This window comes from Methanobrevibacter cuticularis (assembly GCF_001639285.1).
In the GTDB taxonomy this organism is placed as follows: domain Archaea; phylum Methanobacteriota; class Methanobacteria; order Methanobacteriales; family Methanobacteriaceae; genus Methanobaculum; species Methanobaculum cuticulare.
In genome coordinates this window covers 1-19,398 of record NZ_LWMW01000111.1, presented here as the reverse complement: position 1 = coordinate 19,398, position 19,398 = coordinate 1, and the positions used below count along the sequence as shown (strand labels likewise).

At 26.5% G+C, this 19,398-nt stretch carries 20 protein-coding genes and 1 pseudogene; 2 read left to right on the top strand and 19 right to left on the bottom strand.

Features of this window, described 5'->3' with window-relative positions:
* Positions 1-636: 636 nt before the first annotated feature.
* The gene (locus MBCUT_RS06885; RefSeq protein ID WP_067259951.1) at positions 637-927 is read left to right on the top strand and encodes a hypothetical protein; all 291 of its coding nucleotides are present in this window, start codon (positions 637-639) and stop codon (positions 925-927) included.
* Between the two features lie 537 nt (positions 928-1,464).
* On the opposite strand, the gene MBCUT_RS06880 is transcribed toward MBCUT_RS06885, so the two are convergent.
* From MBCUT_RS06880 to MBCUT_RS06790, 19 genes and pseudogenes are all read right to left on the bottom strand, one after another.
* Positions 1,465-2,121: a DUF5612 domain-containing protein gene (locus MBCUT_RS06880; RefSeq protein WP_067259950.1), complete on the bottom strand. Its 657-nt coding sequence runs from the start codon at positions 2,119-2,121 to the stop codon at positions 1,465-1,467.
* A gap of 440 nt (positions 2,122-2,561) precedes the next feature.
* Positions 2,562-2,825 carry an energy-converting hydrogenase B subunit EhbP gene (gene ehbP, locus MBCUT_RS06875; RefSeq protein WP_067259949.1) on the bottom strand — a complete coding sequence of 88 codons (264 nt, stop codon included), beginning with the start codon at positions 2,823-2,825 and terminating at the stop codon, positions 2,562-2,564.
* Between the two features lie 168 nt (positions 2,826-2,993).
* A complete protein-coding gene (locus tag MBCUT_RS06870; RefSeq protein WP_067259948.1) occupies positions 2,994-3,995 on the bottom strand; it encodes a respiratory chain complex I subunit 1 family protein in 1,002 nt (333 codons plus the stop codon).
* Between the two features lie 267 nt (positions 3,996-4,262).
* Positions 4,263-5,396 (bottom strand): hydrogenase large subunit, encoded by a 1,134-nt coding sequence (locus tag MBCUT_RS06865; protein ID WP_067259947.1) that lies wholly within the window; start codon positions 5,394-5,396, stop codon positions 4,263-4,265.
* Between the two features lie 355 nt (positions 5,397-5,751).
* On the bottom strand, positions 5,752-6,198 hold the full coding sequence (locus MBCUT_RS06860; RefSeq protein WP_067259946.1) for an NADH-quinone oxidoreductase subunit B family protein: 447 nt from the start codon (positions 6,196-6,198) through the stop codon (positions 5,752-5,754).
* 188 nt (positions 6,199-6,386) lie between these two features.
* Entirely contained in the window at positions 6,387-6,923 is a 537-nt protein-coding gene (locus MBCUT_RS06855; protein WP_067259945.1) for a 4Fe-4S binding protein, read from the bottom strand.
* 93 nt (positions 6,924-7,016) lie between these two features.
* Complete coding sequence (locus MBCUT_RS06850) at positions 7,017-8,489, bottom strand: 4Fe-4S binding protein (protein WP_067259944.1); 1,473 nt, start codon at positions 8,487-8,489, stop codon at positions 7,017-7,019.
* Positions 8,490-9,043: 554 nt separating this feature from the next.
* Positions 9,044-9,301, bottom strand: a complete 258-nt coding sequence (locus tag MBCUT_RS06845) for an energy-converting hydrogenase B subunit J (protein ID WP_067259943.1) — start codon at positions 9,299-9,301, stop codon at positions 9,044-9,046.
* A 2-nt stretch (positions 9,302-9,303) separates the two neighbouring features.
* Complete coding sequence (locus MBCUT_RS06840) at positions 9,304-9,816, bottom strand: MnhB domain-containing protein (protein ID WP_067259942.1); 513 nt, start codon at positions 9,814-9,816, stop codon at positions 9,304-9,306.
* The gene (locus tag MBCUT_RS06835) at positions 9,813-10,151 is read right to left on the bottom strand and encodes an EhbH (RefSeq protein ID WP_067259941.1); all 339 of its coding nucleotides are present in this window, start codon (positions 10,149-10,151) and stop codon (positions 9,813-9,815) included. Before MBCUT_RS06835 ends, MBCUT_RS06840 begins: the two co-directional genes overlap by 4 nt.
* Entirely contained in the window at positions 10,144-10,479 is a 336-nt protein-coding gene (locus MBCUT_RS06830; protein ID WP_067259940.1) for an energy-converting hydrogenase B subunit G EhbG, read from the bottom strand. The genes MBCUT_RS06835 and MBCUT_RS06830 overlap by 8 nt, the downstream gene beginning before the upstream one ends.
* Positions 10,480-11,973 (bottom strand): energy conserving hydrogenase EhbF, encoded by a 1,494-nt coding sequence (ehbF, locus tag MBCUT_RS06825; protein WP_067259939.1) that lies wholly within the window; start codon positions 11,971-11,973, stop codon positions 10,480-10,482.
* A 106-nt stretch (positions 11,974-12,079) separates the two neighbouring features.
* Positions 12,080-12,451: pseudogene (locus MBCUT_RS06820) on the bottom strand (cation:proton antiporter subunit C); the annotation flags it as partial.
* A gap of 2 nt (positions 12,452-12,453) precedes the next feature.
* Positions 12,454-12,687 (bottom strand): DUF4040 domain-containing protein, encoded by a 234-nt coding sequence (locus MBCUT_RS06815; RefSeq protein ID WP_067259938.1) that lies wholly within the window; start codon positions 12,685-12,687, stop codon positions 12,454-12,456.
* Positions 12,680-13,228 carry a hypothetical protein gene (locus MBCUT_RS11475; RefSeq protein WP_067259937.1) on the bottom strand — a complete coding sequence of 183 codons (549 nt, stop codon included), beginning with the start codon at positions 13,226-13,228 and terminating at the stop codon, positions 12,680-12,682. Before MBCUT_RS11475 ends, MBCUT_RS06815 begins: the two co-directional genes overlap by 8 nt.
* A 1-nt stretch (position 13,229) precedes the next feature.
* Positions 13,230-13,490 (bottom strand): monovalent cation/H+ antiporter complex subunit F, encoded by a 261-nt coding sequence (locus MBCUT_RS06805; protein WP_211263785.1) that lies wholly within the window; start codon positions 13,488-13,490, stop codon positions 13,230-13,232.
* A 494-nt stretch (positions 13,491-13,984) separates the two neighbouring features.
* Positions 13,985-14,299, bottom strand: a complete 315-nt coding sequence (locus MBCUT_RS06800; protein ID WP_067259936.1) for a Na+/H+ antiporter subunit E — start codon at positions 14,297-14,299, stop codon at positions 13,985-13,987.
* A 441-nt stretch (positions 14,300-14,740) separates the two neighbouring features.
* The gene (locus MBCUT_RS06795; RefSeq protein WP_067259935.1) at positions 14,741-15,451 is read right to left on the bottom strand and encodes a metal-dependent hydrolase; all 711 of its coding nucleotides are present in this window, start codon (positions 15,449-15,451) and stop codon (positions 14,741-14,743) included.
* A 259-nt stretch (positions 15,452-15,710) separates the two neighbouring features.
* Positions 15,711-16,484, bottom strand: coding sequence for a succinylglutamate desuccinylase/aspartoacylase family protein (locus MBCUT_RS06790; protein ID WP_067259934.1), 774 nt, complete (start codon positions 16,482-16,484; stop codon positions 15,711-15,713).
* A 973-nt stretch (positions 16,485-17,457) separates the two neighbouring features.
* On the opposite strand from MBCUT_RS06790, the gene MBCUT_RS06785 reads away from it, so the two are divergent.
* Positions 17,458-18,633 (top strand): argininosuccinate synthase, encoded by a 1,176-nt coding sequence (locus tag MBCUT_RS06785; RefSeq protein WP_067259933.1) that lies wholly within the window; start codon positions 17,458-17,460, stop codon positions 18,631-18,633.
* Positions 18,634-19,398: the final 765 nt, after the last annotated feature.

The window sequence follows — 19,398 nt, the reverse complement described above, 5'->3', positions numbered from 1 at the left end:
GTTTTTTATTTTTTTCACCTCCATGTCATTCAATTATTGATAAAAATCAGTTAAATAAATAGAGAATAATCACTACCTATTAACCGATAATAATATATTCTATGCCATATATAAACTTTATTGAAAAATAATATATATATATATATATATATATATATATATATCATAAATAAGTAAATAAAAAACAATGAAAAGAAAGAACTTAAAATAGTAAAAATAATCCAAAATAATAATAATAATAAATTTTTGAAGTAATTGTAAAAATACAAAATCACATTTGAAAATCTTTTTAATATATATAAATTGCTGAAAACTTTTAATAATGCACCATAATTAAAAATACATAATCATATAAAGTTTTATAAGTGATAAAGGTATGTAAAAAATAAATTATATAAAAATTAATAAATATTATTATTGTTAGTAATACCAGTATTATAAGTAATACTAATATAACTAATTAGTAATACTAGTATAACTACTAAAATATCAATTAATACTAGTAAAATTTGGAATATATTTTTCACTATAAAGAATAAGAAAATACATAGCAAAAAGAGACTGTAAAAAAGAAAAAAATAAGTATATAAGAAACATAATACTAAATATATACTAATAAAAAGTTAGGTGTCAATAATGAAAGATAAAGAATTAATGAAAAAATGTGAATCTTGTGATCTTAATGAAAGTGAAGATTTGATGGACACATGCAAAAGTATTTTAAATGGTGTGAAGGACTGTAAAGAAGATTTAGGATTAAGTGATGACGAAGTTCAGACTTATCTTAAAATGGTAGAGAATTTAAAGCCTAAAGATGTTTCTAAAGTCTTAGCATTAGCTCTTAAAATAAGAGAAAGTGGGAAAATTAAAAATCCTGAAATAAAAAATGATGCTAGTCGATTAATCCGAGCTATTGAGATGAGTTAATTTATTAGAATCTAATAAAAAATATGACATACCATTACCTAATAGCTATTTAAAAATTTGAATATATAGCTATTAGAAATTTTACTTTTTCTATAATTTTTATACTTTTTAAAAATTATTCATGTGAAACTTTGCTTAAAAATGGGACTGTCAATTTGTTAGTTGATACAATTTTTAAAATTGAATTTTAAGACTGAATTTACAAATACTTGATTTTTAGAAGAGAAATTTTTCTTACCAACTAACATTTTGACAGTCCCTTAAAAATGTTCAACTAAATCTTTAAATAAAGCTATTTATAGTAGAGTACCAAATTTTTGGCAAAATTTATCATAATTTTTTAGATACAATATTCTTTTTATTTATCTTTTAAATTATATATTATAATTATTTATTAATATAATTATATATTTATAGAATATTATAAAATTTAATAAATTTTAACTTTTTCTTTTAGAAAATATTCATTTTAATTAAAATTTAAAAAATGAATTTTTGTCAAAAAATCAGTTTCGTACTATAGTTAAAATTATTTCTTTAAAATTTTTTTATCTTTAATTTATCTATTTCAAAAGCAGCAGTATCAGCTATTGCCATAACTGCCATGACTCCTGCTTGTATTGGATCAGTTACTACTAAATCAGCGATTTCTGTAATGCCTCCTGGCATATTAAGACTTATTACAGTTAAATCATGTTCAGATTTGACATTAGCCACAGCTTCTGTTATTTTTCCACCCATTAATGAGCCTGCTAAAACTAAAGCATTCACTCTTGGAAGACGATATAGGGCTTCAACTGCTTCAGATATTTCTTCCTCACCCACTAATGGAATTGTATCAACACTAATCCTCTCTCCCCTTATATTATGACGATCTGCTTCGGTAATAGCTCCCATAGCTACTTGTGAAACTTGAGCCCCACCACCAAATATTATAATTCTTTTTCCATAGATTTCATTAAGGGATCCATGTTTTTCAACATTTTGAACTGATTTCAATGACTTAATATCATTAATTAGGGAATCAAGATTGTCAGTATTTTCTAATTCAAGATTTATAGATCCAAGATTGTTTTTTTCTATAAACAAATGAGTATAACTTATATTTACATCGTAAGATGAAATTAAGTTGGTGATTTCATCTAGAACTCCTTTTTTCTCCACAGCTTTAATCGATATAGCAATATTTGGCATTTTATCACATGATAATAATTTAAATAGATATTCAAATAAAATAAAAACAAAAAATAATAACCCTTAGAATAACCCTGATAATAAACTATAATTACGCATTAAGCCTATAATCTATTATAACCTATAATTACCACATTAAACCTATAATCTATTATAACCTATAATTATGTATTAAACCTATAATCTATTATAACCTATAATTACGCATTAAACCTATAATCTATTATAACCTATAATTACCACATTAAACCTATAATCTATTATAACCTATAATTATGTATTAAATCATAATTATATATCAATATGCAATAATTAACTTAAATATATAACACACTATAAAATACTTATGATATATTTTACTAAAGAATTACAAATTTATTAATGTAATATATGAAAATAAAAGATATCAGAATAAAAGCAAAACTCAATTAGTTTATAAATTAAGATAATTCTTCTCGTATTACTTCTAAATCAGATTGAGCTTTTCTAAATAATGTTAAAAAACTATCTTCATATTTTACAGGTATGACTTCTATCCCTAAATTCCTGTGTTCTTCAATCCATTTTTTATCAAAAACAGGGATTTCTACTTTAATAGGCTCATCTGTTTTATTAACAAGAATAACATTTTTATAAGGAAAATTTCTTTCCACGATATATCCTCCAAGACTTACAATATGATGGGCTCTAACTACAAATTTCAATTGGGAATCACCTTAATTAATATTATTTTAATATATAATTACTATAAATTATAATTACTATAAATTATAATTACTATAAATTACTATATAATTTTTTAAATAAATAATTTTTATTTTATTATCTGAGTTTTATTTTTCTAGAATTTAGCTATTGTTTGAACTCGAAAATCATAGCAGTAATCCTACAACAATAGCTAAAACTCCTAAAAGCGATACTGAAATTACAACAGGGTAAAATTGCTTATATGTAAATACTGGAGAAAATGCACTCAATATTCCCATTAATACAAGGAAAATAAGGGCAACAGCTATATTTACCAATATTCCAAGTGAAAATATGCTTGGAGGTATACCAATAAACAACACTGAAAACAATGCTCCTAATGTAAATATCAAGAATCCTCTTGTTAAATAAACAAAAGAACGATATTTAGAAGCATATTCCATGTAAGGACCTTCAATAACATCTGCTTTTGTTTTCATTATAGCAAAAGGATATTCATTGAGTAATATCATATATCCTACGAAGAACACTATTGCTCCTATTGCTCCTGCTAATGTAAGAATAAATGGACCATGTAATTGTTGATATGCAACTATATCTCCAAGGAAAATGCTACCAGTAATGGCAACTGGTATAAAAATAGCTAGATAAATTGGAAATGACCCAAAAGCTATAAGTCTAAAAGCTCGACTAGAGCTTAAATCCTCAATATGAGATCTTTCAGAGTCTGGATGAATTGCCCCCCTAACGATATCTGGAAACGGTAATCCAAGAGACATTACAGATTTAGAAAGAGATCCCATTAAGACATAAGCGACTTCTTCAACTTTTAAAAATCCAATAATAGCTATTACACTCGCTAATCCTCCTAAAAAGTACATTTGAGGAGTTAAAACTAGTAATATTAAAAGTACTACTATGAAACATATGATTGGTAAAGATTTATAAAGTCCTGGTACTGGTGAATTAGGAGCTATATTTTCCTTGAAAAAAAACTTGATTGGGGCCATGATTCCTGGACTTGTAACAGGAGGGCCTATCCTCTGTTGAATTCTTGCTTGAATATATTTTCTTTCAATTCCTGGAAGAAGTGTTCCTATAATTAGGCCTAAAACTAATGTACCAATCACTGCTAAAATTGAATATAATATTGTGATATATGACATTTTATTCTCTCTTTAATTTTTATTTAATTAATTATTAAAATACTAAAATCGTGTCAATACTCTTAAAATAATATCATTATTAAAGTATTCAATCAAATCAATAATTTTAAGATAATGATTAAATCCTTATTTATAAATTTTAAGATAATGATTAAATCCTTATTTATAAATTTTAAGATAATGATTAAATCCTTATTTATAAATTTTAAGATAATGATTAAATCCTTATTTATAAGATTATTTGTTATATAAAAGTATATTAGATACTTATCTATTAATTATCTCAATGGCTCTATCAGTACATGTGAAACATGGATCACATTGTACAATACAGAGCTGTGCATCAGTTATATGATTTCCAATGCATGCATGTTGCATGGCTCCGATGTTAGACATTGATGGAGTTCTAATTATGGATCCTCTCACCCTACCATCATCTATTGCATATGAATGATATAAAGTTCCTCTTGGAACTTCGATATAACTTTTAATATGGTCACAATCAAACATTTCCCATGATCTATTTGTAATTGATCCATTAGGAATATCTTTAATAGCTTGACGGATGATTTTAATTGATTCTGGAATTTCTAAAACTCTAAGTAAAATATTTGACTTAACATCCCCATCATCTTGAGTTATAACATCAAAATCAAATGGTTCATATTCTTTCATGGTTGTTCTAAGATCTTGAGCCAAGCCTGTAGCTCTAAGACTAGGACCAGTTACTTCAAGTTTTTTAGCTTGTTTTTGACTGATTTTTCCAACCCCTGTAATTCTTGACATGATCATAGGATCTGAAACAAATCTATCTGCGAATTTAAGAGTTCCTTCCTCTATAAAATCCATTCCTTCAGCTATTTTTTGAATCCTCATATCATTGAGTTCGCATCTTGGTCTCACACCACCAATAATAGATGCACCATATTGAACTCTATTCCCTCCAATCATTCTAAGAAGTTCCATAGATGTTTCTCTTAGATAAAATGCCCTCATTGAAAATGTTTCTTGACCTAATACCTCACTTCCATGAGCAAGATACAACAAATGGCTATGCAACCTTTCAAGCTCTTCCATTATTATTCTTATGTAATTAGCTCTTTCAGGTACTTCAATTCCAAGTCCTTTTTCTGCAACTAAAACCGAATTCCAAATATGAGCATTAGAACATATCCCACAAACTTTTTCAGTAAGAGCATTAGCCTTCTCTACAGGAAGTCCCTCCATTATTCTTTCAATACCTCTATGATTAACACCAATCGTGATTTCAGCATCATTTACGATTTCATCTTCAACAAAGAGTCTAACTCTGTATGGTTCCAAAGCAGCAGGATGAACTGTTCCTAGAGAAACTTCAGTTTCTATTACTTCCTGTTTTTTTGGGCTTCTTTCTTCTGTCATTATATCCCCATGATCATGATCTTTGAATTTTATATTATGATTAACAATCTAATGATTTCTATTTCAATATAAACCTTGTTAAAAATCAGCTAATGTGATTTTTAATTCTTATAGTATTTATTAATTTATTTATTAATCAAGTTTATTTATTTATTAATCAAATTTATTTTGAAAATCTATTTTAAATTCTAATTGTGGACTTTAAAATTATTCTATAATTTCAATTTAATATTATTTTGTATATTTAAAAGCTTACTCTAATTTATATTTAAAAGCTTACTCTAATTTAAAAAATATTTACTATATTTTATTCGTTTTAGATTATTTTATGCAAAGATATAATTTAGCTATTCATTTAATCAGCATCTAAAAGCTTTGGTAAAGCAGCTACCACACCTGATAAAAGATCTTCTGGTCTAACAGCACAACCAGGTACTTTCGCATCAACTGGTATTATATTATCCACTGGTCCCATTATCTCTTCAGAAGGAATGTCCCCATGAATATTTTTATATACTCCACCCATCAAAGCACATGCTCCTGCAGCAACAACTGCTTTAGGTTCTGGAATAGCTTCATAAATTTTTTTTAATGGTTCTTCATTTAATTTAGTAACAGGGCCTGTAACAACTAAAACATCTGCCTCACGAGGGTTCCATGTCAAAAAAACCTTATACTGTTCAGCATCGAATTTAGGTGAAAGAACACAATTGACTATCTCTATATCACAGCCATTGCATCCACCAGTATATACCAACATGAGATGCACAGCTCTTGCCCTTGAAAATGACTTAAGGCTCATTAAATCCCTCTTCTACTTTTTTTATTTGATCTATTGTTAATTATATTGTATTTTAATTAATTATATTATCTTTTAATCAATTATATTATCTTTTAATCAATTATATTATCTTTTAATCAATTATATTATCTTTTAATCAATTATATTATCTTTTAATCAATTATACTAATTACCATGTAGTTTTTATTTTAACTTTTATTAATTTTGTTATTAATTTTATTGAATTTTTCAAGTTTATTACCATTGTCTTTTTTATTCAAAACAGTTTTATCAGATAAATATTGAGAAATAAATGAAAGTTTATCTTCAGAAATCTTAAATGGTTTGTTCATAACTTTTTCAAGATTCAGTGATACTTCACCGACATCATTAGGATGAATAGTAGCTCTTTCGCCGAATAAAGCATAAACTGGACAAAAATCATGGCAATGATAACAGAAAACACATTTTTCAGGATTTAGTTCGGGTATTTGGGTTTTAATCCAATTGTCCATCAATTTTTCGGATTTTTCTAAATCTACCATAGTGATTGCATTGGTCGGACAAACATTTGCACAACCTGAACATCCAATACACGCATCAATAGCTACTTTATCTTTTGGAGTAATATTTCCTCCCAAAATATCTTCACGCATCTCTATATCAGTTACTCTATCAGAAGCAAAGAATATTTTCTTAAAATTCCCATAAGCTCCCTCTAGCATTATTCTAATCAAATTCTTCATTTAAACACCATAAATGTGGCTATGAAAATTACATTATCACTATCAATTATCATAATAACCAATCTTCTTGTTAATCATTAATAGAATTTCTTGTTAATCATTAATAGAATTTTTAAATTCTCTTTCAAAAATGAAAGCTTTTGCAGGACAAGCATTAACGCACGCACCACAATATATACATTTATTCTCATCAACCATCATCATATTAATATCTTCCCTGTCAATAATTGCACTTTCAGGGCAGATTCTGTAACATAATTTGCAATTCATACATAATTTATTATCAATTAAATTAAAACCACTAGCTATTGACTTTTTAGCCATTGTAGTTTTTGGGATTGCATCAGTTGGGCAGTGTATTCCACAAGTTTCACAAAGAATACATTTATCTAAATCCACATGGATATCACCTCTTTTGAGGGTGATTGCATCTTTAGGACACAATTCTGAGCATATTCCACATGAAATACAATCATCTGAAACTTTTCCATCCCATTTCACACTTTCAAACTGACGAGCATACTGTTTATCACAGACTTTAACACATCTCCCACAAGATACACAATATCCAATAAGCCCTAAACCTTCATTTATATCTTCTTTTAACGTAGAAACTGGACAATTTTCAATGGATTTTTGATTAAGAGTTGGAGATTCATTTTCAACCGAAAGTAAATCCTGCGCTAATTTCATATCTCCCTTGTCAGTGTCAGTTTTAAGTAGTTTTTCATCATCTTCTAAGTCACTAAAACCATTAAAAATATCTACTGATGGATCATATCGCATTTTCCCATCAATTTGTTTTAATGCACCAGAAACATTATTATCAGCACAAAGACCACAATTTAAGCAGGAAATAATAGAGCCAGATATCTCTTCATCAGATTTAACAATATTAACTTTAAAGTCCTCTAGTATAATTGCATCATTTGGACAATTTTTAAGACAATTTAAACATAAAACGCATTTGTCATGATCTACAACTTGATCAGTGATTGCATCAGCAGGACAAACATCAGAACATACTCTACATTTAGTACAGATTCCATTTTGATCTATATTAACATTTATAGCATTAGTAGGACAATAATAATCACATCGACCACAAAGGATACATTCATCAATGCTGGTTCCTACACAATTTCTTTTAACTTCAATTTTAGCTGGAATAGTTTGTTTAAGATTGGGAATAGCTAGATTAAAAGATTTTAAAAAGTCAATTTGTTTATTTTCAATTAAATCAAATCCATCCAATCTTGAATTAGTTGGACAGGCTTCAACACAAATTCCACATCTTGCACATATTCCTTTTACAATACCATCTTCAATATGAATACTATCAACAGGACACGTAAATTCACAAACACCACAGCCATTACATTTAGCCCTGTCAACAACGTACCCCTCATATCTATTTTTGAATATGGCTTGATTTGGGCAAGCATCAAAACAGGCCCCACAAGTTATACAACTGAAGGCCCTGCCATTTATAAGTCGAATAGCTTCGGTAGGGCATATATTAATACATTCCCCAATTCCTTCACATTTATTTGTTGATAAAAACATGATTTAACTTCCAAACGATTTAATAAGTATTTGTATAATTATTTAGACAAATATTCAAGTTATTTTATAATTTTAATGATTTATAATTAGATATAAAAATTATTATATCTTTTAATGAAATATCATATCCTTTTAATATGATATACTTAATGAATTATAATTAATGAATTATGATAAATTTCAATTATTATATATTAATTAATAAAAATTATTAATATTTTAATGAATTATGATAAATTTTAATTATGATACATTAATTAATAAAAATTATTAATTTTTTAATGAATTATGATAAATTTTAATTATTATATACTATTTATGAAAAATTATTAATATTTTAATGAATTATGATAAATTTCAATTATTATATATTAATTAATAAAAATTATTAATTTTTTAATGAATTATGATAAATTTTAATTATGATACATTAATTAATAAAAATTATTAATTTTTTAATGAATTATGATAAATTTTAATTATTATATACTATTTATGAAAAATTATTAATATTTTAATAATTATGATAATTGCAGTGGATCAGTATTAATAAATTATATTGAGTATCTTCCAAATATTAATTTACCTGTTATCAGTCCAATAGCTGCTGATAGAAATCCACTAGCTATGGGTAAATCAGTATAATAAGGGAATGGTCCAAGTTGCCAAGCTACAATAATAGCTACAATAAAGATAACTACATAAGACCCTACTGTAAATTTGATATTACTTGTTGGAGTATTCTTAATTCTTGACCCTAATATGAATCCTATTAAGAAACCAAATATAACTGGACCTAAATATAATAACATAATCAATCACCTATAATTTCTTCAGCTTCAGGATTTACTTTATCTTCTGGATTTCCTGTATCTGTAATTCTTTTGAATTGTGAAAAAGCTATCACAACTGCACTTAAACCTACAAAAACTTTTAATCCGACGAAAATATTTAAGTAAGGGACTATTCCAGCATTTGTTGGATCAGGATAGTGGAATATATTAACTATTGATTGAGGGAGTATATTATAGAAGTCTGCTCCTAAATTGTATAGGAAGAATCCAGAGGCAAAAAGACCAGCTAATCCTATTAAAACAAAACCTAATGCACCAATACTTTCAATTGCAGATATGAATCCATGGGAAAATTTTATAGGACTTTCATCAACACCATAAACAATGACACATAAAATAACTCCTGCAGCTATCATAGCTCCCCCCTGAAATCCTCCACCAGGAGTTATATGTCCTCCCAATATTGTAAGAACTCCTAAACAGATTATGATAAAAGATGCAGGAAATGCAAACATTTTAAGAATAGTGCTCATTTCTTATCCCCCTCGATATTATATTTTTTATCTGGTTCATTTTTTTCTTTAGTTTCATTATCAAATTTATAGGAAGTTATTCCTCTTCCAAATATTAAAAGAACTATGACAACAGCAGTCACTAATATTAATGCTTCTCCTAAGGTATCGTAACCTCTCCAATCAAATACTACTAAAGTAACCATATTAGGTTCTATATTGGTACCTATTGCATTGTAGACATGACTAATACCCGGATTTATAAGCTCTTTAAAATTATAAACACCATCAAATAATGTTATAGCAAACAAAGCTGTAGCTATTGACATGATAAGATTTCTAATACCATTAGACATTGGTAGTCCCCCAATAAATTACAGTTATTAAAATACCTAAAGTAACAATTATATAAAATAACATTTTATCCAGTGAATCACTTTGTTCTTTTTTCAACTTTGGGATTAAAGGCATATTTGTAATTAAGAATAATGTCAAACCTAAGGCTATGATTATAGTTAAAATGATACTAATATGTCTAAGTAGGATAGTTGCAATAAGGAGTGTCGAAATTAAAGTTAATTCTGCAGCTAATGCAGACGAAACAGATTCATTTGTAGCTGGATCAGTACTTAATTTCTCTCTTATTTCAGTGAATGATTCTACTATTTTATCATAAAATCCCATCTAAATCAACCCCATTACAAATTGTGAAATATTATCTGTAGCCAATTGTGGGAAAAGACCCAAAACAATACAGATTATCAGTAATACTCCTACAGAAAGTATAATCGATTTAGGAACTTTTTTGTTAACTAATTTAAGATTTCTTGGTTTTGGTTTTAAAAATATTGAATGGAATACCTTCATAAAAGTCATGAATGTAATTATACTAACTAAAATCGCAATTATAGATATTTCAGGAAAACCTGAATTTAAGGAGGCTTGAATAATCATGAGTTTACTTTGGAAACCATTTAAAGGTGGAACTCCTGCTAAAGCAAATCCCCCAATAAGAACCATTATAGCCAATGCTGGATTATCTACAATTAAACCTCCTAATTTTTTAGTATCAGAAGTATTTGTAAGATATAAAACAGCGCCAAATCCAATAATAATTAGTGCAGTGATAATAATTTCATTAAGAGCCTGAAAGAGTCCTGCAGTAACAGAAAATTGGGTTGCTAATCCAAAACCCAATCCAATATAACCTAATTCACCAACAGCTAAGAATCCAATCATACGCATGAAATCTTTTTGCATGATTGCCATAGTAACTCCTAATATCATAGCTAAAAGTGAAAATACGATTATTAAAGTTTCAAAGAATGGTAATATTGAGAATATTCTGAAAATTGCGATTCCAAAACCTATGAATGTGACTACAGTAAAAGCTTGAAGTAAAGAAGATGCATGAGGAAGAGCTTTACTATAAAGACTAGATTTTATAGTATGAAATGGAGGTAATCCTGATGAATACAGCCAACCAAAGAATATCAGACCAAATGCTAACAAAAATGCTGGAGATAAAGGATCTACTAAATTGTGAGAAATTGCATAAACGATATCGCTTATATTTACACTACCAACAAGTCCAAGTAAAAGACCTATTCCAAGTAGAAGTAGTGGACCTCCCACAGAACCTATTATCAAATATTTCAAAGCAGTTTCATAATTATCTTTAGTTTTTGACGTTAAAATAATTCCAGTTTGGGCTAGAGCTGCAATTTCAAAGAAAATATACATATGGAAAATATCATCTGAAAGTAGAATAGCTGTAACTGCTGCTGTTCCCATAAACATTAAAAACATTAAAGGTCCTGAAATCTTTTTAGTTTGTGAAAGGGAAGTAAAAATTGCAAAGAAAGCTACTATACCCAATACAAAGATAAAGATTTTTTGTAAGCTTTCATAAGAATATGTAACAGCTGGATGGAAAATAGCTAAAGCAGAATCTGAAATATTGCTAGGAAGAGAATTAAGTAATGTACCAGTGTTTATTAGTGGAGCATGTCCACCAAAATAATGTAATCCATAATTTGAAAGTAATGGAATGATTGGTAGGATTATAGCTACTGTTAAAGCTAATATAGTAATAGTTTTATCTTTAGTATGAAATAAATTCAAAAGCAAAGCACATGCTATTGGAATAATAACCATTAAAGGAATTAATTCATTCATTGGTATCACCTACATCTGAATTCACTTCATCACTAAAATCTACCCCATCATCATAATTTTTTTCATTATTAAAAGCCTGTTCATCGTCGTTATCATGATCAAGATTTGTATTATCCCCTAATATTACAGCCGAGCTTAAACTACCATGTTTTCTGTATAAAACCATAGCTATTGCTAACATGACTGCCAATGTACTTGCTCCAATAACTATACTTGTAAGAACAAGTGCTTGAGGTAAAGGATAAGCCGAATTTGTAGCAAACCATTCTGCATTCATTCCTGGTAGAAAAATAGGAACTATCCCTCCAGATTTATATCCTAAAGCCACAATGAACAAATTAACACCTTCTTCAATAAAAGCTATACCAATGATTTTTTTGATTATGTTATCAAGAAATATAGCTGCAAATAACCCAATAACTATGAATGCTGCAGAAGTAAAGAGTGCTAGTAGTTGAGTGTCAAGTAGAATGTCCATCATTATTCATCCATCCTTTGAGTTTTATAAACAGCTAAAGCTAAAAACACAGGCACTATAGCTGCTCCAACAACTGCTTGAGTTAGAGCTACATCAGGAGCTAATAAGAATTGGAAAAGAAAAGCCACAGATGCTCCAGTTATTCCAGTTAGAATAGCTGCTTTTAATAAATCTCTTTGCATAATTGTAAGGATAGCTCCTAAAATTGCAATAATCATCACTGCTATTTCAATCATCCTTTTCCTCCGCTAATTCCTCTTTTCGAATTTTTATAGTTGAAACTGAAAGTTTTTCAGTATTTATATCATTATTAAATGCATTATTATCAAAATTAACTTCAATATCATCAGTATTAATCTCTTTAATAGGAATATCATTAAGATTATTATCCTTAAAATTACTATTTAAATCATTTCTAGAGAAGTAAGGAGATTTAGCAATATTTAAATCATTGGATCTACTACTTAGTTCATTTCTTCTATTATCATAATCTTCATCATATTTATGAGGATCTTCACCATAATAGTAAGCATTAGCCATTGCATGAGCAACTAATGGAGCTAATACAAAGTAAAGAGCTCCAAGAAATATTTGATTTAAACCTATAAGAGCCAATACACAAGCAATATCCATCATACCAAGCATGTGTATTCTTACGTAAATCACTTTATCCATTTTATCATTGACTGTTAGAATTCCATATGCTGTGATTAGAATTATAATAGCTGCAACAATTAAAAAGATTGATTGAATGATTTCAATAGCAAAATTCCACATATCAATTCCTCCTCAATGCCATTGAAAAAGCTATTGTGCCTACCACACCAAGGATAAGTAAAGCCAAAGCTATATCTTTATAGAATTCAATCTCATAAATCGCACCAACTGTTAAAAGCAAAACACTTATAGCTAAAGAGAATGTAGCGCTTCCAATAAGACCCATAGCTATTGTCCTATGAGTAATAATTCTAACAGCTGCGAGCATAAATATTACAAGAGCTATTATCAAAATATATTCTGAAATTAGTAGTATATCCATTATTATCACACATTAGCAAAATTTATAGAAAATTTGACAAGTATTTTGAAGAAATTATTAATTGAATTGATTATTAATTAAGATAACTAATTATATTATAGTTATTAATTAAGTATAGGTATTAATTATAGTTATTAATTAAGTATAGGTATTAATTATAGTTATTAATTAAGTATAGGTATTAATTATAGTTATTAATTAAGTATAGGTATTAATTATAGTTATTAATTAAAATTATTATAGTTATTAATTAATTCATTAATAATAATTATGAAAAGATTATTACTAATTATGTAATTCAATTATAAAAAACTTTAGAACATTCTCTAGAATTGAAGATATCATTATTCAAATATTATAATCTAATATAATTCATTATCAATATATTATAATCCATTATGATATCATCAATATAGTATTAAATATTATCAATATATTATAATCCATTATGATATCATCAATATAGTATTAAATTATTCTAAATTATTTCATTTTTATTCTAACATCTTTTTAATATAATATTCAAATGGAATAATATCCTTTTTATCTCTAGGAGCTATCACAGCTACTTTAATAAGTCTTTTTTCACTATCAAGATCTATTGATAAGGTTCCAGGAGTTAAAGTAATGCTATTCGCTAATATGGTTTGAGAAATAGGCCTAGTAAGCTCTGTTTCTATATCAATGATCACAGGATCAATTTTTTCCATTTTAATAGCTCTGATGGCAGTATCATAAGTCGCTTTAATAATTTCAATAATCAAAACAACAAAATATGCAACACCATAATAAATTCTAGTTAAAAACATTTTTAAAGATACTCCATTTATTAAATTAATATTTTAAGATTATTAAATCTCTATAGCTATTAAGCATGGTTAGTAATTCTAACTAAGAGTATAACTCTTTAGACCACTTTACATGTCTATTCTATATCTATATAATTATTTATATCTCCCATTATCCAATCAATAAGAGAATAAATTATCATTTACAGGTTATATTATCATTATAAGACAATAAATTTTAAATTTTATTTTTATCATAGATGTTATTTATAATTAATAATCATTAATAATTAATTATATATAAATTTTTATATTATTTCCCATTAATTATTTTTAATAAATATATAAAAAATCAAAATTGTTCATTAAAAATATGAGAAATTTTTCTTGAATATTAAGATAAGAATATTCAATTCAAAAATAATTAGTTCTAAAATAATTAGTTCTAAAATAAACTAAATTCTAAAATAAGCCAAATCTTAAGATATTAACCCAATTAAAAATAGCCAACAATCCAAATAGTATCATCATAGCTATTCCAAATTTTTTATGAACTTTTTTTGATGAAAATGGCCTGAATAACTCAATTCCTGAAGGAGTAAATGAATCTAAGATTAAATGACTTATAAACCCCAATAATAGAGGAAACAATACTGAATACCAAGATATATTAACTATTGGAAAAAATACAATTCCACTTAAGAATAAAATTAAAAATGCAGCTAATAATCTTCTATTTAAAAATAAAAAAACCATGAAAATTGTAATTATAATAATAGATAGCTCTTTATTGTTAGCCATTTGAGAAATAGGAATTAAATTTATAGATGATGTTACAATTGATGATCCTAAGATTATTATTAAAAATATCAATCCAGATAAAATGGATATTCCAACTAATGAATGTGTGAATCCTCTGTGATTTGAAAAGTATAATATTATTGCCAATATACATATCATAATTCCAAGAATGTAAGCTAAATTGAACAAATAAAGTGCAATAAATATTAATAATCCGACAATAATCATTTTGTAGACCTTGTCTTTTTTAATTTTATGGTCGAAATCTGGTAAACTGATTCCAATTAAAGCAATAGCTAGTGAAATAGGATTCTGAAAGAATAATAATGTAAATAGAATGCCAAATAACGTATGTTCCTTATAAGAAGATATAAAATCACCATGGTTTCATTGATAACTAAGAATTTAGTTACATATTACTTATAGTATTTTTCATAGCTTCTGATAACTAATATATCTTAAAAAAATAATTTTTATAATGAAAAGTTACAAAATTTAACTAAAAAAAATGCTTTAAAAATTTGAATTAGTGAATTAAAGATATCACTGAATTTTAAATAAGGAATTAAAAACTCTCAATAACAATATCACTGAATTTTAAATAAGGAATTAAAAACTCTCAATAACAATATCACTGAATTATGCCAAAATAAGAAAGATAAGATTCCATTTGTTCTAATGATCTCTCATAAGCCATTTTTGTTGCAGTGCCGTTGGGACATAATACTTCACAGGTAACTGCAGGAATTCCTAAAATGTTAGATTCATCCTCAATTGCACCATGATAGGCCCCTCCTGCTCTACTAAGACATATTATTGCTGATTTAGTTTTAGTTGCAATGTGTTCAGCTATGAAATAGCTTTCAGGAGAAGGATCAGAAGTACAAAAAACCCCTTCTCTTCCAGGATTGCTATTTGGAGCAGTTGAATGAAAATCTCCCACTGAATCGACTTTAAGCTTTATAATCTCACCCATGATTTTATTACTTATAGAACCATTCACAGAAGCTACCCTATTAAGATCAGCTCTATTAAACCATCTTGAATTATTCATGGTAGCTTTAGGAGCTGAAAATGGAATTATGTAAATGGTTCCATCGAATTCTATGCATTCAAGCTTATTTATTAGATGTAAAATAGCTATTTGAGGAGGTAGTTCATTACCATGAATTCCTGCAATTAACATGACACGTGGACTACTATCAGAACCCATTTTAATTAGGGGCGTCCCTTTAGTTGCCTCTCTCAAAATTCTTCGCGATGTGACAGTATTAGGCATATTTTCAAAAACAGCTGAATTAGCAGATATATATCCACCAGCTTTATGAGAAATATGACTAAATTCTAATTTGAGGTCATCCTGAATTTTTAGAGTATTTGTTTTATTTTTTCTATTTATTAACATTTTAATCATTAGACAAATAGTTTATAATTTTTTCCCCTTTTACATAGATGAGTCTTGAAATGATGTGTAATTTGTGTTCAGTTTTTAAAAGTTGCTCTAGAACTTTGTATCAGTTATTCATTAGTTAATTAAAATATTTATCAAAAAATAAAATTTACAAATTATCCGTTTTTAAATATATAATATGGTCAATAAAATATTTAAATGTTATCAATGATTTTTATTTTAGAATGATAAATAATTCATGTGTAAAACAAAAATTAATTAATTATAGTTCATTATTTATCTAAACGTTGAATATTCTAAACAAAAATAGTAAATTAGAGAATAAATCTCTTAGTCAATATCATTCATAATAAAAATAAAAGATTAAATTCACTCGTTAGTAAATAGCATATAATATTACTTACCAAAATTTCATGTGTCTAGATATTCACCTTTACAAAAATTTATACTCAAATATAGTTAATGAAAATTATTTATGAAAATTTATTAAAAAATCAAAGTGACTACTATAGTGTTAAGACAATTTAAATATTAATTTATTTATATTTTTCAACAAAATTATTAAAAAGTATTTTATCTTCTTAATTCAATCTTAAGCCTTTTATTTAATCTTACTCTATAAAATCTATATTAATAAAATTATAGAAAAAATTAAATTGTCTTAACAATAGATTATATCAATAGAAAAATAATTTCTAAACTTAAACAAATATCTAATTTAGTTAAATACAAAATTTAATAAATATAAAAATTTAATAGGAATAATCTAGAAATATTAAAAAAAATAATATGAATAATTTAGAAATATTAAAAAAAATAATATGAATAATTTAGAAATATTAATAAAAATAATATGAATAATCTAGAAATATTAAAAAAAATAATATGAATAATTTAGAAATATTAAAAATATATAATTAAGAGAATGATTAAATTAATTAGTAAATAATTCTTATATGGTGATTAAATGGATAAAGTAATTCTTGCATTTAGTGGAGGATTAGATACCACAGTTTGTGTTAAATTATTAGAAGAAAAATATAATTTAGAAGTAATAACAGCTTGTGTGGATGTTGGTCAACCCAAAGAAGAAATTGAAAGAGCAAAAAATGTAGCAGAAAAATTAGGTGTAACAAAGCATATAACAATAGATGCAAAAGAAGAATTTGCAAATGAATACATATCCAGAGGGATAAAAGCAAATGCAGTTTATGAAGGATATCCTTTAAGTACTGCATTAGCCAGACCTTTAATAGCTATTAAAATCATTGAAGTAGGTAAAACAGAAAATGCTAAAGCTATTGCCCACGGATGTACTGGAAAAGGCAATGATCAATTCAGATTTGAAGCTGTTATTAGATCAATGTCTGATTTTGATATAATTGCCCCTATTAGAGAGTTAAACCTTACAAGAACTGAAGAGCAAGATTATGCTAAAAAGCATGGTATTCCATTATCTTCTGATAAAATTTACAGTATAGATGAAAACATCTGGGGAAGATCTATAGAAGGCGATTTACTTGAGGATCCATCTAATGAACCACCAGAAGAGATCTATGAGTGGACTGCATCAGTTCAAGATGCCAATAATAATCCTGAAAAAATAGCTATAGAATTTGAAGAGGGTATCCCAATAGCTATCAATGGTAAAATAATGCCTCTTATAGAATTAATAGCTTTAGCTAATAAAATTGCAGGAAAAAATGGTGTTGGACGAATTGATACCATAGAAAACCGTATGATTGGATTAAAAAGCAGAGAAATTTACGAAGTTCCTGGAGCTCAGCTATTAATTGCAGCACATCAAGCTTTAGAAGAATTAGTACTTACCAAAGACGAATTATTATTTGCTGAATATATGAGTACTAAGTACGCAGATTTAGTATATAATGCACTATGGCAAGAACCACTTAGAGAAGACATAGACCAATCTATTGATCACATGCAAAGAAGAGTTGGTGGAAAAGTAGTAATGAAACTATTTAAAGGATCCATAATCCCATTAAGTAGAGAATCAAAATTCAGCCTACATGACATCAAACATATCAGCTTTGAAGACAAAGAAAACGACCAAAAAGAAGTCGAAGGTATGATTAAATACCACGGCTTACAAGCAGCTATTTATCAAAAATTAAACAGATAAGAAAAAACATTTAGTAAAAAAAACTTACTAAATTTTTTCTATTTTTAAATCTAAAATTACTAAATTATGCAATTTAACTTAATAATTTAATTCAATAATAATCTAGTAAATATAATACACGTAAAAGAAATAAATATCAAATAAATATAATACTATTAAAAATAAAATACCATTAGATGCAAATTTATTATTATTATTATTAAGATTATTCATATAATTTCTAAAAAATTAAACTTAAAAACAATTTCTTATCTTAAAAATACTATTTTTTTATTATACTGAATCATAGCCAAAAGTCAAATTTTAAAAATATAACCATTGAAATTTGTTTTCTAAATCTTTCATTTATTAATACTTTTTTTCTTCCACTTTAAATCATGTTTACAATACTGATAGCTATAAAATTAGGTTACAGTTCCCTATTATAAATAATTTAGGATAAAAGTAAAGAAAATAGTAATAATTATGACAATTCATTAAACAAAAAGGGAAAAGGAATATTATAGTGTTGGACCAATGCTGTCAACTTAAAGAATTATTACTTTAATATTTTAATGAATGCAATATTCCATTTAAATATAAATTATAAAAAAATTAATTAAAAAATACTAATTTTTTACTTCTATTTTATGTTCTTTTATTTCTTCTTTTGTTAGTTCCCTAATTAGATGGTTTTCATTGTTGAATCCGTTTTTTTCAATTTTAAAAATATTTTCAATAGTGTTGAAGTCGACACTGTGGATGTATAATGATTCTTTAATGATT

What these genes read in the sequence shown, in the direction of transcription:
- MBCUT_RS06800 (WP_067259936.1), bottom strand. Translation starts at nt 14,299, where the DNA reads ATGTTTTTAACTAGAATTTATTATGGTGTTGCATATTTTGTTGTTTTG.
- MBCUT_RS06835 (WP_067259941.1), bottom strand. Translation starts at nt 10,151, where the DNA reads ATGTCTAATGGTATTAGAAATCTTATCATGTCAATAGCTACAGCTTTG.
- MBCUT_RS11475 (WP_067259937.1), bottom strand. Translation starts at nt 13,228, where the DNA reads ATGTGGAATTTTGCTATTGAAATCATTCAATCAATCTTTTTAATTGTT.
- MBCUT_RS06885 (WP_067259951.1), top strand. Translation starts at nt 637, where the DNA reads ATGAAAGATAAAGAATTAATGAAAAAATGTGAATCTTGTGATCTTAAT.
- MBCUT_RS06850 (WP_067259944.1), bottom strand. Translation starts at nt 8,489, where the DNA reads ATGTTTTTATCAACAAATAAATGTGAAGGAATTGGGGAATGTATTAAT.
- MBCUT_RS06860 (WP_067259946.1), bottom strand. Translation starts at nt 6,198, where the DNA reads ATGAGCCTTAAGTCATTTTCAAGGGCAAGAGCTGTGCATCTCATGTTG.
- MBCUT_RS06880 (WP_067259950.1), bottom strand. Translation starts at nt 2,121, where the DNA reads ATGCCAAATATTGCTATATCGATTAAAGCTGTGGAGAAAAAAGGAGTT.
- MBCUT_RS06805 (WP_211263785.1), bottom strand. Translation starts at nt 13,490, where the DNA reads ATGGATATACTACTAATTTCAGAATATATTTTGATAATAGCTCTTGTA.
- MBCUT_RS06840 (WP_067259942.1), bottom strand. Translation starts at nt 9,816, where the DNA reads ATGAGCACTATTCTTAAAATGTTTGCATTTCCTGCATCTTTTATCATA.
- MBCUT_RS06790 (WP_067259934.1), bottom strand. Translation starts at nt 16,484, where the DNA reads ATGTTAATAAATAGAAAAAATAAAACAAATACTCTAAAAATTCAGGAT.
- MBCUT_RS06845 (WP_067259943.1), bottom strand. Translation starts at nt 9,301, where the DNA reads ATGTTATTATATTTAGGTCCAGTTATATTTGGTTTCTTAATAGGATTC.
- MBCUT_RS06855 (WP_067259945.1), bottom strand. Translation starts at nt 6,923, where the DNA reads ATGAAGAATTTGATTAGAATAATGCTAGAGGGAGCTTATGGGAATTTT.
- MBCUT_RS06830 (WP_067259940.1), bottom strand. Translation starts at nt 10,479, where the DNA reads ATGGGATTTTATGATAAAATAGTAGAATCATTCACTGAAATAAGAGAG.
- MBCUT_RS06870 (WP_067259948.1), bottom strand. Translation starts at nt 3,995, where the DNA reads ATGTCATATATCACAATATTATATTCAATTTTAGCAGTGATTGGTACA.
- ehbF (WP_067259939.1), bottom strand. Translation starts at nt 11,973, where the DNA reads ATGAATGAATTAATTCCTTTAATGGTTATTATTCCAATAGCATGTGCT.
- MBCUT_RS06785 (WP_067259933.1), top strand. Translation starts at nt 17,458, where the DNA reads ATGGATAAAGTAATTCTTGCATTTAGTGGAGGATTAGATACCACAGTT.
- MBCUT_RS06815 (WP_067259938.1), bottom strand. Translation starts at nt 12,687, where the DNA reads ATGATTGAAATAGCAGTGATGATTATTGCAATTTTAGGAGCTATCCTT.
- MBCUT_RS06865 (WP_067259947.1), bottom strand. Translation starts at nt 5,396, where the DNA reads ATGACAGAAGAAAGAAGCCCAAAAAAACAGGAAGTAATAGAAACTGAA.